At 73.8% G+C, this 22,871-nt stretch carries 14 protein-coding genes; 11 read left to right on the top strand and 3 right to left on the bottom strand.

What is annotated here, in order from left to right:
* Positions 1–52 precede the first annotated feature (52 nt).
* The 4 genes from DFH01_RS10965 to DFH01_RS10950 are packed head-to-tail and all read left to right on the top strand — an operon-like array spanning position 53 to position 14,529.
* Positions 53–1,774: an ATP-binding cassette domain-containing protein gene (locus tag DFH01_RS10965; RefSeq protein ID WP_146217036.1), complete on the top strand. Its 1,722-nt coding sequence runs from the start codon at positions 53–55 to the stop codon at positions 1,772–1,774.
* Positions 1,771–3,954, top strand: a complete 2,184-nt coding sequence (locus DFH01_RS10960) for a peptidase domain-containing ABC transporter (protein ID WP_109870463.1) — start codon at positions 1,771–1,773, stop codon at positions 3,952–3,954. The genes DFH01_RS10965 and DFH01_RS10960 overlap by 4 nt, the downstream gene beginning before the upstream one ends.
* A complete protein-coding gene (locus DFH01_RS10955; protein ID WP_109870462.1) occupies positions 3,951–5,279 on the top strand; it encodes an HlyD family type I secretion periplasmic adaptor subunit in 1,329 nt (442 codons plus the stop codon). Before DFH01_RS10960 ends, DFH01_RS10955 begins: the two co-directional genes overlap by 4 nt.
* Before the next feature lie 7 nt (positions 5,280–5,286).
* Positions 5,287–14,529 (top strand): Ig-like domain-containing protein, encoded by a 9,243-nt coding sequence (locus tag DFH01_RS10950; RefSeq protein ID WP_109870461.1) that lies wholly within the window; start codon positions 5,287–5,289, stop codon positions 14,527–14,529.
* Here the strand turns inward: DFH01_RS10950 and DFH01_RS10945 are convergent.
* From DFH01_RS10945 to DFH01_RS28150, 3 genes are all read right to left on the bottom strand, one after another.
* Positions 14,519–15,682 carry a CaiB/BaiF CoA transferase family protein gene (locus DFH01_RS10945; RefSeq protein WP_158287715.1) on the bottom strand — a complete coding sequence of 388 codons (1,164 nt, stop codon included), beginning with the start codon at positions 15,680–15,682 and terminating at the stop codon, positions 14,519–14,521. The two genes, DFH01_RS10950 and DFH01_RS10945, sit on opposite strands and share 11 nt — an antisense overlap.
* 64 nt (positions 15,683–15,746) lie before the next feature.
* The gene (gene yghU, locus DFH01_RS10940; RefSeq protein WP_109870459.1) at positions 15,747–16,619 is read right to left on the bottom strand and encodes a glutathione-dependent disulfide-bond oxidoreductase; all 873 of its coding nucleotides are present in this window, start codon (positions 16,617–16,619) and stop codon (positions 15,747–15,749) included.
* Positions 16,620–16,706: 87 nt separating this feature from the next.
* Positions 16,707–17,747 carry a helix-turn-helix transcriptional regulator gene (locus DFH01_RS28150; protein ID WP_158287714.1) on the bottom strand — a complete coding sequence of 347 codons (1,041 nt, stop codon included), beginning with the start codon at positions 17,745–17,747 and terminating at the stop codon, positions 16,707–16,709.
* Positions 17,748–18,128: 381 nt separating this feature from the next.
* Between DFH01_RS28150 and DFH01_RS28145 the strand changes: the two genes are divergently transcribed.
* The 7 genes from DFH01_RS28145 to soxA all read left to right on the top strand — a co-directional run bounded on the left by DFH01_RS28145 (position 18,129) and on the right by soxA (position 22,866).
* Entirely contained in the window at positions 18,129–18,851 is a 723-nt protein-coding gene (locus DFH01_RS28145) for a hypothetical protein (RefSeq protein WP_158287713.1), read from the top strand.
* Positions 18,852–19,275: 424 nt separating this feature from the next.
* Entirely contained in the window at positions 19,276–19,773 is a 498-nt protein-coding gene (locus tag DFH01_RS10925) for a sigma-70 family RNA polymerase sigma factor (RefSeq protein ID WP_233256064.1), read from the top strand.
* Positions 19,774–19,776: 3 nt separating this feature from the next.
* Positions 19,777–20,613 carry an anti-sigma factor family protein gene (locus DFH01_RS10920; RefSeq protein WP_109870455.1) on the top strand — a complete coding sequence of 279 codons (837 nt, stop codon included), beginning with the start codon at positions 19,777–19,779 and terminating at the stop codon, positions 20,611–20,613.
* A 134-nt stretch (positions 20,614–20,747) separates the two neighbouring features.
* Positions 20,748–21,212 carry a sulfur oxidation c-type cytochrome SoxX gene (gene soxX, locus DFH01_RS10915; protein WP_199231199.1) on the top strand — a complete coding sequence of 155 codons (465 nt, stop codon included), beginning with the start codon at positions 20,748–20,750 and terminating at the stop codon, positions 21,210–21,212.
* Positions 21,213–21,238: 26 nt separating this feature from the next.
* Positions 21,239–21,697 (top strand): thiosulfate oxidation carrier protein SoxY, encoded by a 459-nt coding sequence (gene soxY / locus DFH01_RS10910; RefSeq protein ID WP_109870826.1) that lies wholly within the window; start codon positions 21,239–21,241, stop codon positions 21,695–21,697.
* Between the two features lie 16 nt (positions 21,698–21,713).
* Positions 21,714–22,049, top strand: a complete 336-nt coding sequence (soxZ, locus tag DFH01_RS10905; RefSeq protein ID WP_109870453.1) for a thiosulfate oxidation carrier complex protein SoxZ — start codon at positions 21,714–21,716, stop codon at positions 22,047–22,049.
* Positions 22,050–22,056: 7 nt separating this feature from the next.
* Positions 22,057–22,866 carry a sulfur oxidation c-type cytochrome SoxA gene (soxA, locus tag DFH01_RS10900; protein WP_109870452.1) on the top strand — a complete coding sequence of 270 codons (810 nt, stop codon included), beginning with the start codon at positions 22,057–22,059 and terminating at the stop codon, positions 22,864–22,866.
* Positions 22,867–22,871 lie beyond the last annotated feature (5 nt).

Genomic DNA, 22,871 nt, shown 5'->3' with positions numbered 1-22,871 from the left:
CGTTCGGTCGGAGCCGACCCTCCTGGCCGGCACATTCCTACGGGTGCCGCCCTTGCCGTTTGCACCGATCCCGCAACCCGCGCCGCGCGGCGGTGCCGGCCATGGCCGGCCGGCCCCGGACCGGCGCTGGCTCGCCGCGCCGCTCCGCGCCGCCGTCCTCCGCCATGGCGCGGGCACGCTGCCGGCACTGCTGCTGGCCACCCTTCTCCTCACCATCCTGGCGCTGGCGCTGCCGATCGCACTGCTGCAGGTCTATGACCGGATCCTGCCGCAGGCGGCGACCGGCACGCTGACGCTGATCGCCCTCGGCGTCGCCACCGCGATCGCGCTCGAATTCCTGCTGCGCGTCGCGCGGGCCGAGGTGCTCGGCCGCCTTGCCGCCGTGGCTGAGGCGCGCGCCCAGGCCGAGGCGATGCGGCGCATCGCCGGCACCCCCGCCGTCGCCTTCGAGGCGCATGGCAATGGTTGGTATTCCGAACGCCTGGCGGCCATCGGCACGCTGCGGGAGGCCTGGTCCGGCCCGGCGCTGCAGGCGATCCTCGACCTGCCCTTCGCCGGCCTCTACCTGCTGGCCATCGCGCTGATCGGCGGCGCCCTCGCCCTCGCCCCCGCCGGCCTGCTGCTCTGCGTGCTGCTGCTGGGCTGGTCCGTCGGGCGGCGCGTGCGGCGGCGCGCGGAGCGGCTCGCCGCGGCGGAGGAGCGGCGCTTCAACTTCCTCTTCGACGTTCTGCAGGGCCTGCACGCGCTGAAGCTGCTCGGCGCCGAGCCGCTGCTGGAGCGGCGCTACGAGCGGCTGCAGGGCGGCACGGCCGCGCTCCGCCGCAAGCTCACCGTCGCGGTGGCCGCGGCGCAGGAAGGCGGGCTGCTGTTTGCTCATCTCGCCACCGTGGCGACCGCCGCCTGGGGCTGCCTGATGGTGCTGGACGGAGCACTGACGGTCGGCGGGCTTAGCGCCTGCGTCATGCTGGCCGGGCGCTCCATGCAACCGCTGCTCGGCGGCATCGCGCTCTGGGTGCGCTGGCAGACCTTGTCGGATGCGCGGCGCCGCATGGCGGAGCTTGCCCTGCTGCCGCAGGAAGCCCGGCCCGACCTGCCGCCGCTGCAGGTGCGCCAGGGCGCCATCGCGCTCCGCGGCATCCGCTTCGGCCCCCTGATCGGCGGCGGGCATCTGTTCGAGGATCTCTCGCTCGAGGTCGCGCCGGGCGAGCTCCTCGGCATCACCGGCCCGAATGGCAGCGGCCGCTCCGCCCTTCTCCGCCTGATCGCCGGGGAGGCACGGCCGGCCGCGGGCGCCGTGCTGGTGGACGGCCAGGACCTCGCGCGCCACGACCACCTGGCGGCGCGGCACGCCATCGCGCTGGTGCCGCCCGACCCGGCGCTGGTGGCGGGCACGCTGCTCGAGAACCTCACCCTCGGCGAGGCGGAGTTCGAGGAAGGCGCGCTCGCTTTCGCCGCCGCGCTCGGGCTGGACGCCGTCGCGGCCGGGCTGCCCGGCGGCTGGCACACGCCGGTCGGCACCGGCGGCCTGCCGCTGCCGCGCGGCGTGATGCAGCGCATCGGCCTGGTCCGTGCCCTGGCGCGCAGGCCGCGCATCCTGCTGCTGGACGACGTCACCTCCCAGCTCGACCCCGAGGGCGATGCGCGGCTCGGCCGCGTGCTCGGCCAGCTTGCCGGCCGCGCGACGATCCTGCTGGTCAGCCACCGCCCCTCCGCGCTGTCGCGCGCCTACCGGGTGCTGCGGCTGGCCGGCGGACAGCTGGAACCCGCGACGTGAACGCCTTCGTCCAGCCACCGCTGGCCGGCCCACCGGCGGGTGTCACCGGCACGCGGCCGGGCCTGCTGCGCGCCGCGCATCCGCCGGGCCTCGCGGAGACGGACCTGTCGCGCTGCCTGGTCGCGCTGCTCGGCCTGCTGCGCTGGGATGGCGGACCGGACGACGTACTGGCCGCCCTGCCCCATGCCGAGCAGCGACCCGACCTGACCGACATCCGCAACGCGCTCGGCCGCCTCGGCTTCCCGACGCGACCGGAGCGGCTGCGCCGCGGCGGGCTCGACCCACGTCGCCTGCCCGCCCTGCTGCTGCGCCCGGGCGAGCCCGCCTGCGTGCTCTACCGCAACGCCGCCGGCGAGGTGCTGCTGTTCGACGGCGCCACGGGCCATGCCAGTGCCTGCGTCCCGCGCCGGTTGTCGGGCACGCTCTACATCCCCTGCGCGCCGGAGCCGGCGCGCCCGCGGGAAAGCTGGACCGGCGCCGTGTTCCGCCGCTTCGCGCCGGCGCTGCCGCTGCTGCTCGGCGTCTCCGCCCTCGTGGCGCTGCTCGGCCTCGCCGTGCCGGTCTTCACCATGCTGGTCTTCGACCTGGTGGTCACCGGCCGCCAGGCCGATGTGCTGGAGATGCTGGTGGCGGGCGTGCTGCTGGCCGCCCTCGGCGAGGTGGGCTTCCGCGCGCTGCGCCAGCGCGCCCTCGCGCGGATCGGCGAGCGGCTGGACCGCCTGGTGCCGGAGGGCGTCTTCGGCCAGGTGATGGCGCTGCCCGCCGCGCTGGTGGAGCGCGCCGGCACCGCGGCGCAGGTCTCGCGCCTGCGCGACTTCGCCGGAATCCGGGAGATGCTGACCGGCGCCTTCGCGCTGGCCGTGCTGGACCTGCCCTTCACGCTGCTGGTGCTGGCGCTGCTGCTGGCGCTCGGCGGCTGGATCGCGCTGGTGCCCGTGGTCTCGGCGCTGGCCTTCACGCTGCTGTTCGTGGCGACACGCGGTGCCGCGCAGCGCGCCATCAACGCCGCCGCCCAGGCCGGCCAGGCGCGGGAGGTGCTGGCGATCGAACTGCTGGAGGGGCATCGGACGCTGCGGCTCGCCGGCGCGATGGAGCGCTGGTCGGACGGCTATGCGGCGGCGGCGGCGGCGGCCGCGCTCGCCTCCGCCCGGGCCGCTGCCGTCACGGCGCGGATCGGCGCGGCGGCGCAGGCGATCGTGGCGCTCTCGGGCCTGGCGGCGCTGGTGCTCGGCGTCGGCGCGGTGCTGGCCGGGGCGATGTCGGCGGGCGCGCTGATCGCCGGGATGATGCTGATCTGGCGCGTGCTGACGCCGATGCAGGGCGCATTCCTGATGCTGTCGCGGTGGGAGCAGACCCGTGCCTCCATGCGGCAGGTGGACGGGCTGATGGCGCTGGAGACCGAACGCCCCGCCGCCGCGCGCGGCCTGATGGCGGCGCCGGCGCGCGGCGATGTGGTGTTCCATCGCGTCTCGCTGCGCTACCTGCCGCAGGCAGAGCCGGTGCTGGCCGGGGCGAGCTTCGCGATCCGCCATGGCGAGGTGGTTGCCGTCACCGGCGCGGATGGCTCGGGCAAGTCCACTCTGCTGCAGCTGGTCGCCGGGCTGTATCGCCCGCAGGGCGGCGTGGTGCGGGTCGGCGGGCATGACGTGCGCGCCTATGACCCTGCGGTGCTGCGCCGCGCGGTCGCCTATGTGCCGCAGACGCCGCGGCTGCTCTACGGCACCATCGCGCAGAACCTCCGCCTCGCCGCGCCGGACGCCTCGGAGGCGGCGCTCCGCCACGCCTGCGCGGAGGCGCATGTGCTCGCCGCGGTGGAGGCGCTGCCCGAGGGCTTGGAGACGCGCGTCGGCGACAATTCCACCGGCAGCCTGCCGCGCAGCCTGCTGGTGCGGCTCGGCCTGGCACGGGCGCTGCTGCGCGAGGCGCCGGTGCTGCTGCTGGACGAGCCCGTCGCCGGGCTGGACGAGGCCACCGCCACCGCCTTCGCGGCCGTGGTCGGCACCCGCCGCGGCCGCGCCACCATCCTGATGGCGACGCATCGGCCGAGCCACATGCGCCTGGCCGACCGCGTGCTGCGCATCGCCGATGCGGCCGTGGAGGAGGTGCCGGTGCCCGGCGCAACGCCGCCGGCCGGGCCGCTGCGCCTGCCCGTCTTCAAGCCAGCAGGACCGCAGAGATGAGCCGCATCCTCGCCCTTCCCGAGCCAAGCCGGGTGCCAAGCCCGGACCGCCACATCCTGGCGCTGGAGGAGGTGCGGCTGCGCGGCGCGGAACGAGCCGCCATCCTCGGCGCCGCCGCGCTCGTCGCGGGCTTCCTCGGCTGGGCCGCGGTGACGCCGCTGCCCGAGATCGCGGTCGCGCCGGGCCAGGTGGAGACCTCGCTCGCCGCCGCGCCGGTGCAGCACCTGGAAGGCGGCATCGTCGAGGCGGTGCTGGTGCGCGAAGGCGAGATGGTGGCGGAAGGCCAGCCGCTGCTGCGCCTGCACGACGCCGCGCCGCGCGCCGAGCTCGGCCAGATGCAGGTGCGCCTCGCCGCGCTGCGGCTGCAGGCCGAACGCCTCGCCGCGCTCGCGGCCGGCGGGAGGCTGCCGCCCGCCCTGCCGGCGGCGGAGGCGCTGCTCGGCCCGCAGCGCGCGGCGCTGGAAGCGCGCCTCGCGGCGCAGGCGGCGCGGCGCGCCACGCTTGCCGAGCAGGTCGCGCAGCGCCGCGGCGAGATCGCGACCCTCACCGCGCAGGCCGCCGCGCTGCAGCGGCAGGTGCAGATGTTCCGCGACGAGCTCGCCACGCGCCAGGCGCTCGCGCGCGACGGGCTGTCCACCCGCATCGCGGTGCTGGAAGCGACACGCCTGCTGCTCGGCGCCGAGGCCGAGCAGGAGCGCGTGACGGGCCAGGCCGCGACGGCGGGCCGCAGCCTGGCCGAGGCCGAGGCGCGGCTGGCGGAACTCGCTTCCACCGCGCTTGACGAGGCGCGGAGCGAGGCGGCGCGCATCGCGCAGGAGATCGCGGAGGCCGAGGCCGCGATCCTGCGCCTGGAGGACCGCGCAGAGCGCGTGCTGCTGCGCGCGCCGAGCGCCGGCGTGGTGCGCGGCCTGTCGGTCACGCGCGCCGGCACGGTGCTGGCGCCGGGCGCGATGGTGGCCGAGATCCTGCCGGCCGATGCGACGCTGCTGGTGGAGGCGCGGATCGGGCCGCGCGACATCGGCTTCGTCGAGATCGGCCAGGACGTGACCGTGAAGGTGCAGGCCTTCGACTTCTCCCGCTTCGGCACCGTGGAAGGTCGCATCGAGCGCATCTCGGCCGGCGCCTTCCTCGACGAGCAGAAGCAACCGCATTGGCGCGCGCGCATCGCGCTCGCGCAGGATCATGTCGGGAAGAACCCGGACCTCGCCCGCCTCGCGCCCGGGATGACCGTCTCGGCCGAGATCACGACAGGCCGCAAGACCGTGCTGCAATACCTGCTGAAGCCGCTCTACGCCGCGGCGTCCACCGCTTTCCGCGAGCGCTGACCGCAGCATGACGACGGAGGGGGTGAACGAGGCGGCGGGCGAGGGCCTGCTGTCGGCGGAGGCGCTGCGCCAGCTCAGGGCCACGGTGCGCAGCCTGCCGAACGATGCGCCGGCGCCCGCGACGGTGCTGGTCGGCGCGACGGGCGCGGCAGCGGCGATGGGCCTCGCGCGCGAAGCCGCGGCGGCGGTGCCGGATGCGGCCGCCACGCTGCCCGACACGGCTGCTCCCGTGGCGCGCCCGCACGGCACCGGCGAAGCGGAAATCAGGGTGGCGGCCGCACCGGGAGCCGAGCCGCCGGCCCAGTCACCTGCCCCGGCCGCGTCGCCGCGCGCCGCGCCGGGCTCCGCGGCGCCTGCTGCGCCGCCCTCCGATGCGGCACCGACCGGGGGCGCTGCGAGCGGCTCCGGCGCGCCGCCCGGCGAGGCGGCGCCGCTCGTCCTGCCGATCACGGAGATCGTCACGGAGAACAGCGCGCCGGACCTTGCACCGCCCGCGCCCGAGCCGGATCGCGACGGCGACGCGGAGCCCGCAACGCGCCAGCCACCGGCGCCGCAGGTGGATGACGGCACGCGCATCGCGGGCGATGGCAGCGGACGCGAAGACAGCTGGATCACCATCGCGACGCGCTTTGCCAGCGCCGATGTGGATGGCTCCGAGCGGCTGCTGGACTCGGTGCGGATCGAGGGCGTGCCGCAAGGCGCGATCCTGTCGCTCGGGCGGGAGGTCGAGGCGGGTGTGTGGGAGGTCGGAACGGCCGATCTCATGGCGGGACGCGTCGCGATCCTGCCGCCGGCCGACAGCGACGCGACGATCAGCCTGACGCTGCGCGTGATGGCGGAGGACCTCGATGTCGGCGGGCGCGACCTGCGCGAGCTGACCGCGACGGCGGAGATCCGCGTGGCGGCGGTCGCCGATGCGCCGCTGGCGCGCGCGGGCGACGTGGCGGGCGCGGAGGATCGCGCGATCCCGCTCGACCTCGCCGCGACGCTGACCGACACAGATGGCTCGGAGACGCTGACGCTGCTGCTGCTCGGCGTGCCGGAGGGCGCCACGCTCTCGGCCGGCACGCGCAATGCGGACAGCAGCTGGAGCCTTGGCGCCGCCGATCTGGCGGGGCTGACGCTGACGCCGCCGCGCGACTTCTCGGGCAGCATCGCGCTGACGCTCCGCGCCACCAGCACGGAGGCGGCGAATGGCGATGCCGCGACGGTGGAACGATCCTTCGCCGTGCAGGTCGCCGCGGTGGTGGATGGCGCTTCGATCGCGGCCGAGGCGGCCGGCCGCGAGGACCAGCCCATCGTGCTGGCCGTGGCCTTCGCGCCACTGTCGGACCCCTCCGAGCGCTGGGACGACATCGCGCTGATCCGCGGCGTGCCCGTGGGCGCGGCTTTGAGCGCGGGCGAGAATCTCGGCGACGGAAGCTGGCGCGTGGATCGCGGGGCGCTGGAAGCGGGACGCATCGCCATCACCCCGCCGCAGGATAGCGATGCGGCAATCGCGCTGACGGTCGAGGCGCGCGTGCTGGAGGCGGAAGGCACGGCGGCGACGATGACCGCCGTGCTGCGCGTCGCGGTCGAAGCGGTGGCGGATGCGCCGTCTGTCGCCGTGGCTTCTGCCGCCGGCGCCGAGGACAGCGCCATCGCGCTGCATCTCTCGGCCGCGCTCGTTGACAGCGACGGGTCCGAGAGCCTCGCGCTGCTGCTGCTCGGCGTGCCGGAGGGCGCCACGCTCTCGGCCGGCGCGCGCAACGCGGATGGCAGCTGGAGCCTGGACGCGTCCGATCTGCCCGGCCTGGCACTGACACCGCCGCCCGACTTCTCGGGCGGGATCTCGTTGACGCTGCGCGCGACCAGCACGGAGGCCGCAAATGGCGACCAGGCGCTGCGCGAAGCCGCCTTCAACATTACGGTCGCGCCGCGCGCTGAAGCGGACGCGACGCTGACCGCCGGCGGCAGCGGCGCCGAGGATTCCTGGATCCCGATCGCCGCCAGCTTCGTCACCGGCGACGCCGACGGTTCGGAGCGGCTGGCGGAGACGGTGCTGATCGAGGGCGTGCCGGACGGCGCGCGGCTGAACCAGGGATCGTCGCTGTATCCCGGCGTGTGGTCCGTCTCGCAGGCGGCGCTGCTCGCGGGAGAGGTCGCGCTGCGGCCGCCGCCCGATTCCGATGCGACCATCGGTCTGACGATCACCGCGACGCTGCTGGACGACAGCGCGGGTGGCACGGATATGCGCGTGCTGACGGCGCGCGCGGAGATCGCCGTCACGGCCGTCGCCGATGCGCCGCTTGTCTCGGCTGCCGATGCCGCCGGGGAGGAGGACAGGGCGATCGCGCTGTCGCTGTCCGCGGGCCTTTCGGACACGGACGGATCGGAGACGCTGAGCCTGCTGCTGCTGGGCGTGCCGGAGGGCGCGACGCTCTCGGCCGGCACGCGCAACGCGGATGGCAGTTGGAGCCTGGAGCGGTCGGAGCTCACCGGCCTCGCCCTGACGCCGCCGCCCGACTTCGCCGGCCGCATCGCATTGGCGCTGCGCGCCACCAGCACCGAAACCGCGAATGGCGATGCCGCGACCGTCACGCGCGATTTCGTCGTGCAGGTCGCCGCCGTGCTGGACGGCGCGACGCTCGAGGCCACAGGCTCGGGCGCGGAGGACAGCGCCATCCCGATCCGCGCCAGCTTCGGCGCATCCCCCGACGCATCGGAACGCTGGGACGACACGGCGCTGATCCGTGGCGTACCGGCGGGCGCGCGCCTCAGCGCCGGCGAGGATCTCGGCGACGGCATTTGGCGCGTGGACCGCGCAGCGCTGGCGGATGGACGCATCGCCATCACCCCGCCCACCGACAGCGACGCCCCCATCGCACTCACCGTCGAGGCCGTCCTGCGCGATACGGAGGGCAGTGGCGCGGCGCGAACCGTCACCACCGAGGTGACGGTGCAGGTCGCGGCGGTGGCCGATGCACCTCTGGCAAGCGCGGCCGATACGGCGGGCGAGGAGGACAGGGCGATCCCCCTCGCGCTCTCGTCCGCGCTGCGGGACACCGACGGATCGGAAGCGCTGAGCCTGCTGCTGCTCGGCGTGCCGGAGGGGGCGGCGCTCTCGGCCGGCACGCGCAACGCGGATGGCAGCTGGAGGCTCGACGCCGCGGATCTGGCGACACTCACCCTGACGCCGCCGCGCGACTTCGCCGGAGAGATCGCGCTGACGCTGCGCGCCACGAGCACCGAGGCGGCGAATGGCGATGCAGCAACCGTCGAGCGCCCCTTCATCATCACCGTCGCGCCGCGCGCCGACACGGCGGCGATCAGCGCCGGCGGCAGCGGCAACGAGGATGGCTGGATCGCGATCCGCGGCACGCTCGCCACCACCGACCGCGACGGCTCCGAAAGCCTCGGGCCCGACCTGACCATCGCAGGCGTGCCGGGCGGGGCCAGTCTCAGCCACGGCACCGAGACCGCGCCGGGCATCTGGTCCGTGCCCCGCGCCGTCTTCGAGACGGGCGAGCTCGCGATCCTGCCGCCGCCGCATTCCGACGCCGACATCACGCTGCGCATCGGCGTGACCTTGACCGATGGCGCCGACAGCCGCGTGACGGAAGCGGACGCCACCATCGTCGTGCGTGCCCTGGCCGACGCGCCGACGGTGCAGGTGGCGGACGCGCAGGGCAGCGAGGACACGGCGATCCGGCTTGCCGGCCTGGGCGGCGCGCTGACCGACACGGATGGATCGGAGACGCTTTCGTTCGTCATGACCGGCCTGCCTTCGGGTGCGAGGCTTTCCGCCGGCACGAAGAACGCGGACGGATCCTGGACGCTGACTCCCGCGCAGCTGGCGAGTGTCTCCGTCACGCCGCCGGCGCAGTTCTCCGGCAGCATGAATCTCTCGCTCACCGCGGTCTCCACGGAGGCGCGGGACGGCGCGCCAGCCGCGCGCAGCACCGCCGGCTTCACCGTCTTCGTGGACCCCGTGGCGGATGCGGGCCGCATCACGGGCAGCCGCAGCGGCGCGGAAGACAGCTGGATCCAGGTCCGCCCCAGCTACAGCACGCCCGACGCCGATGGCTCCGAGACCTGGTCAGCGACGACGCGCATTGCCGGCGTGCCCGAGGGCGCGGTGCTGAACCGCGGCTCCGATCTCGGCGGCAGCACATGGGAGGTCTCGACCAGCGATCTCCGGGCCGGCCTGGTCTCGATCCGCCCGCCGCCCGACAGCGACGCCGACTTCACCCTGACGCTGCGCGCCACGCTGTCGGATGCCGGCAACGGCAAGGTCGCGACGCGCGAGATCGCGGGCAGCTTCGCGGTCACCGTCCGCGCCGTTGCCGATGCGCCCCTGGCTACGGCGGCGGATGTCGCCGGATCCGAGGACACGGCGATCGCGCTCGATCTCTCGGCCGCGCTGGCCGACAGGGACGGCTCGGAGACGATGGCGCTGCTGATCCTCGGCGTGCCGGAGGGCGCAACGCTCTCGTCCGGCACGCGCAACGCCGATGGCAGTTGGAGCGTCCCGGCCGCCGACCTCGGCACGCTTTCGCTCACCCCGCCGCGCGACTTCTCGGGCGCCATCGCGCTAACGCTGCGCGCCACCGCAACCGAGGCGCGGGACGGCACGAGCGCGACGGTGGAACGCCGCTTCGCCGTGCAGGTGGAGGCGGTGGCCGATGCACCCACGCTGCGCACCGGCCCGGCGATGGGCGCGGAGGACAGCACCATCGCGCTGCGCCTCTCCGCCACCACCACCGACACCGATGGTTCGGAGCGCATCGCCGCCTTCCGCATCCGCGACCTGCCCGGTGGCGCGGTGCTGCGCGCCGGCGGCGCGGTGCTGGCGCGCGAGGCCGATGACAGCGTGCTGGTGGAGGCCGCCGCAGCGCCGACGCTCACCGTCACGCCGCCGCCGGGCAGCGACGCCGATTTCACGCTGCGCGTGACCGCCATCGCGGAGGAGCCGAATGGCAGCCGCGCGGAGAGCGTGCCACGCGACCTGCCGGTGCGGGTGGATGCGGTCGCGGATGCGCCTGTCTGGCTGCGCGTCGGCGCCGCGGGGGCGGAGGACGCGCCCATCCCACTCGAGCTCTCGGCGCGGCTTGCGGACACGGACGGGTCGGAGCGGCTGAGCTACGTGATCTCCGGCGTGCCGGATGGCGCGGTGCTCTCCGCCGGAAGCTGGCGCGGCCCCGGCAGCTGGTCCCTCACCGCCGAGGAAGCGGCGGGCGTCACGCTGACGCCGCCCGCCGATTTCGGCGGCACCATCACGCTGACGGCCACGGCGGTCGCGCAGGAGACGCATGGTGGTTCGCAGGCGCTGGCCAGCGTCAGCTTCCCGGTGCGCGTCGCCTCGGTGATCGACAGCACCAACTGGTCGGCGAGCGCGCGCGGCGCGGAGGATGCACCGATCGCGCTGAACCTGGCACCGCCGCTGCGCGACCGCGACGGCTCCGAACGCATGACCGGCGAGGCGCTGGTGGAAGGCGTCCCGGTGGGCGCGGTGCTGCGGCTTGCCGATGGCAGCTTGGTGGACACCAGCGGCGGCGCGGCGCGGATCGCTGTGGAGCGCCTGGCGGGTGTCACCATCACCATGCCGCAGGACAGCGACGTCGCGGCGCGGCTCGCCGTGACGGTGACGCTGGCGGAACCGGACGGGACCAGCGCGACCTTGCGCGGCGTCGTCACAGTGGACCCGGCGGGTATTGCGGACATGCCAGCCCTCAAAGTCGGCAGCGTAGCCGCCGAAGGGCACGGCAGCAGCGATCCGCGGCAAGGCTGGAGCGCGCTGCCGGTCGCGGCGGCCCTGGCCGACATGGATGGCTCGGAAAACCTGCATGTCTGGATCCGCGACGTTCCGCCGGGCTTCGTACTGTCCGCTGGCGTGGCGGCGGGCGACGGCGCCTGGCTGTTGCGCGAGGCGGAGTTGCCCGGCCTGCAGTTCCGCCCGCCGGCGGGCTATGCCGGCGAAGCCGTGCTGCGCGTGCAGGCCGTCGCGCTCGAACGCGAGGGCGGCCGGGCAGAGGAAGCGGCCAAGCTTGAGTTGCGCGTCGCGCCGCCCGCTGACGGCAGCGGGGACGGCAAGGGCGGCGATGACAGCGGCGGAGGCGACGGGGCCGGTCCGGTCGCTCCGATGCTTTGGGCGGAGGCGGCGTGCGGCAAGGAGGACGAGAAGCTGCCGCTGCCCATGAAGCTTGACGACCCGGCAGACGGCACGACGCTCACCATCCTCGTCACGGGCCTGCCCGCCGGCGCGAGCCTGTCGGCCGGCATCCTCGATCCCGAGCGCGATACCTGGGTGCTGCGGCCGGAGGAGCTCGACGGCCTGCAGGTGATCCCGCCCGCCGACTTCGCCGGCAGCATCGTGCCGCATGTGACGGCCATCGCGATGGATGGCACAGGCGCGACCGCCAGCACCGTCCAGGACGTGAAGCTCGTCTTCGAGGCCGTGGCGGATGGCCCTGCAATCGCCGCCGCGCCGCCCGCCGGCGCCGAGGACGCGACGATCCCGCTGAACCTGCGCATCACCGGCGCCGACGCCGATGGCAGCGAGAGCGTCGTGGCGGTGACACTCTCCGGCCTATCGCCCGGCGTGCGCATCGCGCCGGCGGCGGGTGTCACGGACAATGGCGACGGCACCTGGACGGTGGACCCGGAAGCGCTCGGCGCCGTCCGCCTGATCCCGCCGGAGAATGCGCATGGCACCTTTGGCCTGACGGTCACCGCGACGGTGCGCGAGGCGTCGAACGGCGCGACCGCGACGGCCTCACGTGCCGTCGGCGTCACCGTCGCGCCAGTGCCGGATGCGCCGGCCATCGCCGCCGCCGATGCCGCCGGCACGGAAGACCGGCCGATCGCGCTCGCCCTCTCCGCCGCGCTGCTGGATCGCGACGGGTCGGAGGCGCTTTCCGTGGTCGTGTCCGGCCTGCCGGAGGGCGCGCGGCTCTCGGCGGGAATCAACAACGGCGATGGCAGCTGGACCCTGACGCCCGCGCAGCTTTCCGGCCTCACCGTCACGCCGCCAGCCGACTGGTCCGGGACCATGGCGCTGACACTGCACGGCCATGCGATGGAACGCCGCACCGGCCAGGTGGCCACCACCTCCCTGCCCTTCCGCGTCTCCGTCGCGGGTGCGGCCGACGCGCCGCTGGTGGATGCCGCGAGCAGCGCCGCCGGGCGGGAGGACGAGGCGATCGCGCTCGACATCGTCGCGCGGCTGACCGACAGGGACGGATCGGAGACGCTCACGCTCGTCGTCACCGGCGTGCCGGCGGGAGCAAGCTTCTCCGCGGGCCACGCCAACCCCGATGGCAGCTGGACGATCCCCGGCGCGGCGCTGCCGACGCTGAGCTTCACGCCGTCGCCGCATTTCGCCGGGACTCTGCGGCTGGACTTCGCCGCAACGGCGACGGAAGCCGATGGCGATGTCGCGGCGACGCGCTTCGCGATGACGGTCACGGTGGACCCCGTGGCCGATGCGCCGCTGATCGCGCTGGCCGGCGTGACAGGCGCGGAAGACGGGCCGATCCCTCTGCCGATCGCGGCGACGCTGACCGACACCGACGGCTCCGAAAGCCTGGTGCGCTTCGTCGTCGCCGGCCTGCCGCCCGGTGCCACGCTCTCCGCCGGCACGCGCAGGGCTGATGGTTCCTGGACGCTGACGCCGGCCGAGGCGCCGGGCGTCACGCTGACGCCGCCGGCGCATTTTTCCGGGCGGCTCGACCTCCTCGTCACCGCCGTTTCGCGCGAGACGGCCACCGGGGAGGAGGCGTCGGGCAGCGCGCCGCTCACCGTCACGGTCACGCCGCTGGCCGATGCGCCGAACCTGGCGGTGACGCCTGCAAGCGGCGCGGAGGACAGCGCGATCGCGCTGCCCATCTTGGCGACGCTCGCTGACACGGACGGCTCCGAAAGCCTCGTGCGTGTCGTCATCGGCGGCGTGCCGGAAGGGTTCGCACTGTCGGCCGGCGCGCGTGGCGCGGACGGTGTGTGGACGCTGCGGCCGGAGGAGGTGGCGGGCCTCAGGCTGACCCCGCCCGCAAACTGGTCGGGCAGCCTGGAGCTGACCGTCACGGCCGTCTCGCGCGAGGCGGTGACCGGCGAGGAAGCGGCACGCAGCACCACGCTGCCCGTGACCGTGACGGCCATCGCGGATGCGCCGCTGCTCGCCGCCACGGACGCGCACGGCGTCGAGGACAGCGCCGTCGCGCTCGATCTATCCGTGCTGCAGGCCGACACGGACGGGTCGGAGCGCATCGCCGCCATCGCGCTGGGCGGGCTGCCGGCCGGCTTCGCGCTCTCGGCCGGCACGCGGCAGGGCGACGGCACATGGCGCTTGGCAGAAGCGGAGTTGGCGGGGCTTCGGCTGGTGCCGCCGGCGGACTGGAACGGCACGCTTGCGCTCACGCTCTCCGCCACGGCGCAGGATGGCGCTTCCACCACGACGGCGACGCGCGGCTTCGCGGTGACCATCACGCCCGAGAACGACGCGCCGACGCTCACGCTGCACGCCGCGCAGGTGGCGGCCGTTGGGCAGGAACGCGCCGCCTTGCTCGGCGATGCCGGCATCGCCGATGTGGACAGTCCGCGCATGGGCGGCGCGACGATCACGCTCTCCGGCGCCGAAGCGGGGGAGCAGCTGGTCTTCGAGGGTTACGAGGTGCGGGAGCAGGATGGTCGCAGCCTGCTCGGTGACACCGGCGTCGAGATCGCCCGCGCGCCCGACGGCACGGTCACCCTCGCCGGCACGGCGGAGGCGGGCCTCTATGAGCGCGTGCTGGAATCGCTCGCCATCGAAAATCCCACCGGGCTCGGCGCCGGCACGCGCGGCATCGCCGTGACGCTCCGCGACGCGGAAGGCGCCACGGCGGCGACGCAGCATGTGGCGATCGAAGTGCAGCCATCATTCGTTGCAGGCGGCGCGCCGGATGCCGTGCTGCAGGGCACGGCCGGGCATGACAGCTTCCAGGGCGGCGCCGGCAGCGAGACGATGCGCGGCGGCGACGGCGCGGACCTGTTCCTCGTCATGGCCGGCGGCGGCAACGACCGCATCGAGGGCGGCACCGGAAGCTGGATCGACACGGTGGAGGTGCGCGACGCGGGGGCGCCCGGCGAAGGCGGCTGGACGCTGGTGCTCGACGCCGACTTCGGCACGACGCAAGGCGAGCGCGCCTTCGACTTCGCGCAGCCCGCCTCCGGCTCCGTCCACTTCGCCGACGGCACGCAGGTGGAACTCGCGCAGATCGAGCGCATCACCTGGTAGCAGGCGGCGGATCCTGCATGACCCAGCGCCGGATCTCCGCGCCGTGCTCGTCCAGCGCCGGCGCGGGGCGGCGCACGGCTGAGGGCGTGTCCTTCAGCTGCACGGCGGGGGCGAGGGTTCGCCGCAGGCCCTGCCGTGCGCCCGGCACCTCCGTGACCACGCCGCGCGCGATGGCCTGCGGATGGGCCAGCGCCTCGTCGTAGTGCAGCACCTTCTCGGCGGGGATGCCCGCTTCCTCCAGCGCCGCAAGCCACGTCGCGCTGTCGCGCCGCGCTAGGTGCTCGTTCAGGATGGCCACCAGCGCGCCGTGGTTCGCGACGCGCGCGGCGACGGTGGCGAAGCGCGCATCCTTCGCCAGGTCCGGCTGGCCCAGCAGGTCGCAGAGTCGGGCAAAGAAATGGTCCTGCCCGGCACCGAGCGTGATGTAGCCATCGGCCGTGCGGAAGATCTGGTAGGGCGCCGCGCCGCGATGCGCCTGGCCGAGCCGCTCCGGCCGACGCCCGGTGCCGAGCACCGCGGCCGCCTCGTAGATGCTCAACGCCAGCGCGGATTCGAACAGCGAGGCCTCGACCTGCTGCCCGCGGCCGGTGCGCTGGCGCGCCTGCAGCGCGCCGAGGATGCCGATGCAGGCGAACATGCCGGCGCTGATGTCGGAGATCGCGATGGGCAGGCGATGCGGCTCGCCCTCCACCGGCCCGTTGCTCGCCATCAGCCCGGCCATGCCCTGCGCCATCAGGTCGAAGCCGCCATGTGCGGCCCACGGGCCGTCCTGCCCGAAGCCCGAGATGGAAGCGAGGATGAGGCGCGGGTTGAGCGCGTGCAGCGCGGGCCAGTCCCATCCCATGCGCGCGAGCGCGCCGGGCCGCATGTTCTCCACCAGCACGTCGGCGCGCGCGATCAGGCGGCGCAGCACCTCCGCGTCCTCCGGCGCCTTCGGGTCGAGCGCAATGCTGCGCTTGTTGCGGTTCCACAGCGCATAGGGCGCGCCCATGCCGTCCACCATCGGCGGCATGCGGCGGGAATCGTCGCCGGCGCCGGGGCGCTCCACCTTGATCACCTCGGCGCCCATGTCGCCGAGCAGCATGGTGCAATAGGGGCCGGAGAGATGGCTGGTGAGGTCCACCACCAGAAGCCCATGGAGCGCGCCCTGCATCATCCCGTCCCTCGCCGTGCCGCGCCAGCCTGCCAGCCGGCGCGGCCTCCGGCCAGAGACACGGTCAGGCGCCGGCCAGCTTGTCCTGCGTCTTCGTCTCGAAGTCGCCGGCGTCGTGCCGCTCCCAGAGCTGGCTCGAGGGCTCGCCCGAGGTGCGGTTGACCATGCGGCCGCGCTGCACCGCCGGGCGCGCATGGATCGCATCGGCCCAGCGCACCACGTTGCGGTAGGATTGCACGTCGAGGAACTCCGCTGCGCCGTAGAGCCACCCCTTCACCAGGCCGCCATACCAGGGCCAGATCGCCATGTCGGCGATGGTGTAGTCGGGGCCGGCGACGAACGCACTCTCCGCCAGGCGGCGGTCCAGCACGTCGAGCTGGCGCTTCACCTCCATCGTGAAGCGGTCGATCGGGTATTCCATCTTCGTCGGCGCATAGGCGTAGAAATGCCCGAAGCCGCCGCCGAGATAGGGCGCGCTGCCCATCTGCCAGAACAGCCAGGAGAGGCACTCGGCCCGCGCCGGACCCGATGCTGGCAGGAAGGCGCCGAACTTCTCGGCCAGGTAGACCAGGATCGCGCCCGATTCGAAGACGCGCACCGGCTGCGGGCCGCTGCGGTCCAGCAGGGCCGGGATCTTCGAGTTCGGATTGACGGCGACGAAGCCGCTGCCGAACTGCGCGCCCTCCCCGATGCGGATCAGCCAGGCGTCGTATTCGGCGCCGGCGTGACCGAGCGCGAGAAGTTCCTCCAGCAGCACCGTCACCTTCACGCCGTTCGGCGTCCCCTGCGAGTAGAGCTGCAGCGGATGGCGGCCGACCGGCAGTTCCTTCTCATGCGTCGGGCCGGCGACGGGGCGGTTGATGTTGGCGAAGCGCCCGCCATTGGCCTTGTTCCAGGTCCAGACGGGCGGCGGGACGTAGTCGGGCGTGCTGTTCATGCGCAACTCCTGGCGAATGGCCGAGGGGACGAACCCGGCGACCAGATGACACCGTTCGTCGATAACGCCAGGGGGGATGCAGACAGTTCAGGGCCGCGATGCGCGCCGCAGCACCTCGGCGGGCGCTTCGCCGAACCGGCGGCGGAAGGCGGCGGCGAAGCGGGAGGCATTGGAGAAGCCGTAACGACGCGCGACCGCGCCGGGGGTCGTGCCGCTCTCGCCGCGGCTGAGCTCGGCATGCACCTGCTGCAGCCTGATGCCGTGCAGCACCGCTAGCGGGGTCCGGTCGCGGAAATGCCGGAACACGGCGCTCAGAGTGCGAAGGCTGCAGCCGGCCGCCGCGGCGATGTCGGTCATGCGGATCGGCGTGTCGCAATGCGTGCGCATGAACTCCTCCGCGCGCTGCACATAGGCCGGCACGGCGACGCCACGCCCGGCTTCCAGCATCCCGGAATGGTTGTGGTGAGTCGCGCGCAGGATCAAGGCGGCGAGCAGGTCGGTCGTCGAGGCAAGCGCGACGGGGTTGTCGGCCACCCCATCGGGCCGCCCGAACTCGTGCATCACGAAGTCGAGCTGGAAGCGCAGGCTCGCGGCGAGTCCCCTGGTCCAATCCAGGTGGGGGCTGAACTCCAGCGGCTTGCGAAGCCGGGCGTCGAGCATGTGCTCCAGCGCGTTCTCCACCTCGACGGCCTTGATGAAGACATTGGTGCGCAGGCTGTCGTCGCTGGTCACGACGCCTGTGCCGTGGCCGGGCCTGAAGACGAGGCCGCAGGACAGCGTGCCGCTCGCCGGTTCGCCCTGCTGGATCACCGTCACGTCGCCACGCAGCATGGTCGTGAGGCAGAGGAGATCGCTCTCGCCCTCGATCGCCACCTCGGTCGCAAAGCGGCTCTCGCCATGGCTCACCAGGATGGAGCCGGCGCTGCGCGTCGCCAGTGTGAAGATCGGAGCCTCGAACCGCCTGTGCCAGAGCGCGCGGTCGCGTAGCCGATAGCGGTAGTCGCGGCCGCGGCCCGGCAGGCGGTCGCTGACGCGGGAGCGCGCATCGAGTTCCGCCGTGTCGTTCGCGCGAACGACGGTGAAGGTCTCCAACCCCGCGGCAGCGGAACCGATCCGGTCACTGCACATTATTGTATTCTTACGCATGCCGCCGCCGGGCGCCAGCGGGAAGCGCGAGGGGGCCGGCGGACAGATCCGGCAAGGGCCGGACGGATCCGGTAGCCGAATGCGGGACGGCGCCGCTTCCCAAGTCCTGCCCCTGCCCGGGCGTGCAAGTGTCTGGCCATCGGAGCAGCCAGCCATGCGCGATACGGACCGACACAAGGGTGCCCGACGGATCCGGGACAGGCGCGCGGCGGCTGCCCAGGCACGCCTGTGCCGGCGCGGTGAACCGGGCCCTGTTCGTCCGCTTCGCGCGCGTCGTCCGGGATCTGCTGCCTGCCGATCGCCCGGAGATGAGCCGCGCACACGCCGGCCCGGCCCGGCCCATCGCATGACAGGAGGACACCGATGACGCCAACCCGCCTCGGCGCGGCGCTGCTTGCGGCTGGCCTGGCCGCGCCGCCTGCCCTCGCCCAGGAATACGCGACTTACCAGTTGCTCGATCCCCCCGCTGAAGCGGTGCGGCCCTGCCGCAACGGCATGCTGCTGACACTGCCGGAAGGCTGGCGGACCGGCGACGGCGCCGTCGTGCTGCTGAGCATGCAGCCGGCGAGCAGGCAGCCGGCCGGCGATACCGTCCGCGACGCCCTGATCGCGACGCTGCTCCATGAGCACGCGGCCGTGCTCGAGGTCGCGCCCACCACGTGCGCCGGCCAAACGGCCACGACGGACGGCGTCATCGCCGGCGCGGGCGACGCGCTGGCCGCGATGCAGCAGGTGATGGGAAGCGGCCTGGTGGTGGCGATCGGCTACGGCCCGGGCAGCACGGCCATGCTGGACCTCCTGGCCGCACCACTCGCCGGCGCCTCCGGCATGGAGGCATTGCAATATGCGGCCGCGGTCGCGCTGGGCGACGGCGCTGCCGCCTTCGCGCTCGGCGGGCAGGCCCCGCGGCAGGACGCCACCGCCCGCCTCGGCGCCTTGTGCCGGGCGCTCGCCGGCGTGGCGGGCGGCATGGGCAGGACGCCGGAGCGGGTGATCCCCGCCTCCGCCGCCGAAGCCTGCGTCACCGCGATGGCGGACGGGACGCCGCGGGGCATACGGCCGATCCGCGTTACAGAGCCGCGGTGAGCCGCGGCGGCCGATCTCCGTCCCGATCCGCTGTCGCCTCGGCGTCCCCGGGCGCGGGGCGCCGCAGGATGACCGGGAGGCCTTCCAGGGCGCCATCCGCGCGTGTCTCGGCGGAGGACCAGACGCCGGTCCGGCGCGCCGCGGTAGCCTTCAGCCGCTCGCGGTAACGGCACCGCGAAGCTTCCCCAGTGGGCAGCGCGACCGCGGCTTGCCGCGGGCTTCCGGAAGGAAAGCCGGCGATCGCTTCACGCCATCTGGTCTCAGGGCAGACAGCTGCCGGCGGCCGTGATTCCGCATCGCACCGGCTGGCGCATTCGAAGGTTGGAATAGATCGCCCGGCCCGCGCGTCTCATGCTCGACAACGGCGTCGCTGCGAAGCGAACCGCGGATGGGGAGGCAGGCTGTGGCGGACCGGGACAGGCGCATGGAGGTGCTGGTGCCCGCCCTGCGCCGCTTTGCCTGGTCCCTGACCCGCAACGCCGATGAGGCCGACGATCTGGTGCAGGACTGCCTGGAGCACGCCCTTGGCGCCTGGCACCGACGACATGCGGATGGGAACCTTCGCGCTTGGCTCTTCGCCATCCTCTACAACCTCTACGTCTCCGGCCGCCGGCGCTCGGCCCGGCGTGCGCGGCTGCTGGAGCAGGTCGCCCAGTTCGGGGAGATCGCCACCCCGGTCGGCGGCGCGGATGCCTCGGTGCACTGCGCCGAGGTGCTGGATCAGCTCGACACCTTGCCGGAGGAACAGCGCGCGGTCCTGCTGCTCGTGGGCGTCGAGGGCCTTGCCTACGACGAGGCGGCGGAGGTGCTCGCCGTGCCGATCGGCACCGTGATGTCGCGTCTCTCCCGCGCGCGGGAAAGGCTGCGCCGGCTTGGCGAGGGGCGGCCTGCGGGCGTCGTTCCCTTGCGCCGGGTGGTCTGATCCATGCGCTCTGATCCCCAGGCGCCGATCGGCGAGGACGACCTGCACGCCTTCGTGGATGGCAGGCTCGACCCGATGCGGGCGCCCGCCGTGGAGCGCTACCTTGCCGAGCGGCCCGAGGAAGCCGCACGGGTCCGGGCCTTCGCTTCACAGCGCGATGCGCTGCGGGCGGCCCTGGCCTTCAAGGCGGTCGAGCCCATACCCACGCGGCTGCGGATCGAGACCCTGCGCGCGGCGCGGCGCCGGGCGGCCCTCGCATGGGGGCGCATCGCGGCGGCGGTGGTCCTGCTGCTGCTGGCGGGCGCCGGGCTCGGCTGGACCATGCGCGGCACGCTCCAGGCCAACCTGGTGCCCGCCGAGCTTCCCTCCGCGCCGACCGCGCTGCACCGGCTGATCGCGCAGGGGCCGACCCGGCTGGAGGCTTCGGCGCGCGACACGAACATCACCGGCTGGCTGCGTGAGCACCTCGGGGAGGCGATACCGCTGCCCGATCTCTCCGGCTTCGGCTTCGCGCTCGAGGTGGCATGGGTGCTGCCGGCCCAGGCCCGCCCTTCGGCGATGCTGCTCTTCGTGGACCCGGATGGCATCGCCGTCTCCGTCTGGCGCCGGCCGGCGCATGACCCGGTGCCGCGCCCGATGCGCTGCGCCGACGAACCGGGTGGCCTCGTCACCTACAGCTGGTCGGATGGGCGGCACCTGCACGCCGTGACTGCCTTCCTGCCGCGCGAGCGGCTGCGACCGATCGCACAGGCGGTGGAGCGCGCGATGCAGCCACCTGCACCCGAGCGTTCGGGGCTCGTGGCCGGGCTCGTGCGGCGCCCTTGCGACACCGTCGGATGAGCCGGGCGAATGCGCCCCTGCGTGTCCGCCGCGGCGTGGCCGAGCGGCGGTGCATTGTCATGCGGGGCTTGGGTGCGGCGGCACGGTTCGTCCTTGCGACCGCGCCGCGCGACGTGATCGGGGAGGAGGGCGCCTTGAGAGGCAGTCTGCTGCTGGTTGTGGCGATCGCGTGCGCGGCGCCGTTCACCGAGGCCGTGGCGCAAACGGCGGCACGCGAGCCGGTCCGCCTCGTCCCGTTCGAGGTGGTGGACCAGGCGATCCCCCGCCCGCTGACGGACACGCCGGGCAATGCCGAGCGCGGCCAGCGTCTCGCGCTCGACCGCTCCAAGGGCAACTGCGTGACCTGCCACGAATTGCCGCTCTCGGCCGACTTCCAGGGCAACCTCGGTCCGCCGCTCACCGGCGTCGCCGACCGCTACGAGCCGGGCGAGCTGCGCCTGCGCATCGTGGACACGAAGCGCATCAACCCCGACAGCAACATGCCTTCCTACTACCGCGTCGAGGGGCTGAACCGCGTCCGCCGCGACTGGGCGGGCAGGCCCATGCTGGAGGCGCAGGAGGTGGAGGACATCCTCGCCTACCTGCTGACGCTGCGATGACAACACACGGGACAGGAGAGACCATGATGCAGGCGACGACACTGGGTCGCCGCGGTGCGCTCGCGGCGGCGGCGGGCCTTGTCGGCCTGTCGCTGCTGCCCAAGCCGGCCGCGGCGCAGATGGAGCCGGCCACCGCGGCGGCGATCCGCAAGATCATCGGCGAGCGCACGCCGGAGGAAGGACGCGTCCAGCTCCGCCTGCCGCCGATCGCGGAGAACGGCAACACGGTGCCGCTGACCGTCACGGTCGAGAGCCCGATGACGGCGGCCGACCACGTCAAGGCCGTGCACGTCTTCGCCGACAAGAACCCGACGCCGGATGTCGCGACCTTCCGCTTCAGCCCGGCGATGGGCCGCGCGCAGGCCGACACGCGCATCCGCCTCGGTCAGACGCAGGACGTGATCGCCGTGGCGGAGATGAGCGACGGCAAGCTCTACATCTCGCGGGCCGAGGTGAAGGTCACCATCGGCGGCTGCGGCGGCTGAGCAGGAGGGAAGAACCATGGCAGCCCCGATCGGACAGCCGCGCGTGCGGCTTCCCGCCCAGATCAAGGCGGGCGAGGTGATCGAGATCCGCACCCTGATCTCCCACATCATGGAGACCGGACAGCGCCGGAACCAGGAAGGCCAGATCATCCCGCGCGACATCATCAAGAGCTTCACCTGCACCTTCGAAGGGCAGCCGGTGTTCTCGATGGACCTGCATCCGGCGATCTCCGCCAACCCCTACATCGCCTTCCCCTTCAAGGCGGAGCGGGCGGGGAACCTGGAGATGGTCTGGACCAACGACGCCGGGGAGCAGCGCAAGCTCACCCAGGCGGTCCGGCTGGCCGAGTAGGCGCGCCATGGCGCGCCGCGCGGCCTTTCTCGCGGGTGCGGGCGCGGCGGCTCTGGCCGCCGGGCTTGCCCTCGCCCAGGCGCCGGGCCCCGCCCCGGAGCCGCACCGCACCATCACCAGCCCGGAAAGCGGGCGCAACTACGCCACGCCCGAGACGCTCGCGATCCAGGACGACGACTTCCAGAACCCCGCCTTCCTCTGGGTGGAGGAGGGCGAGCAGGCCTGGAACCATCCCGCCGGCTCCGCCGGGCAGTCCTGCGCGTCCTGCCACCAGGACGCGACGGCATCCATGCGCGGCGTGCGTGCGCGCTACCCGGCCTACAACGCGGCGAAGGGGCGCGTCGTCACGCTCGAGCAGCAGGTGAACATCTGCCGCACGGAGCGGATGGGCGCGCCGGAGCTGCGGATCGACAGCCGCGAGCTGAACGCGATGACCGCCTTCATCGGGCTGCAGTCGCGCGGCATGCCGATGAACGTGGACATCTCCGGTCCTGCCCGGCCGTTCTTCGATCGCGGCGAGGAGTTCTACAACACGCGGCGCGGCCAGCTCGACATGCGCTGCGGCTCCTGCCACGAGGACAATTACGGCCGCTCGCTGCGCGCCGACCTGCTCAGCCAGGGCATGAGCAACGGCTTCCCCACCTATCGCCTGAAGGAGCAGCGGGTGATCAGCCTGCAGTTCCGCCTGCAGGGCTGCGTCAACGACGTGCGCGGCGAGCCGCCGGCGATGGGCAGCGAGGAATTCACGAACCTCGAGTTCTACCTGGCCTGGCGCGCGCAGGGCCTCCCCGTGGAGACGCCGTCCGTCCGGCGCTGAGAGGA

The sequence above is a fragment of the Falsiroseomonas bella genome, from assembly GCF_003173615.1.
Classification (GTDB): Bacteria; Pseudomonadota; Alphaproteobacteria; order Acetobacterales; family Acetobacteraceae; genus Falsiroseomonas; species Falsiroseomonas bella.
Note: the sequence above shows the minus strand (reverse complement) of the source record. Positions and strands in the feature narration are given on the sequence as shown.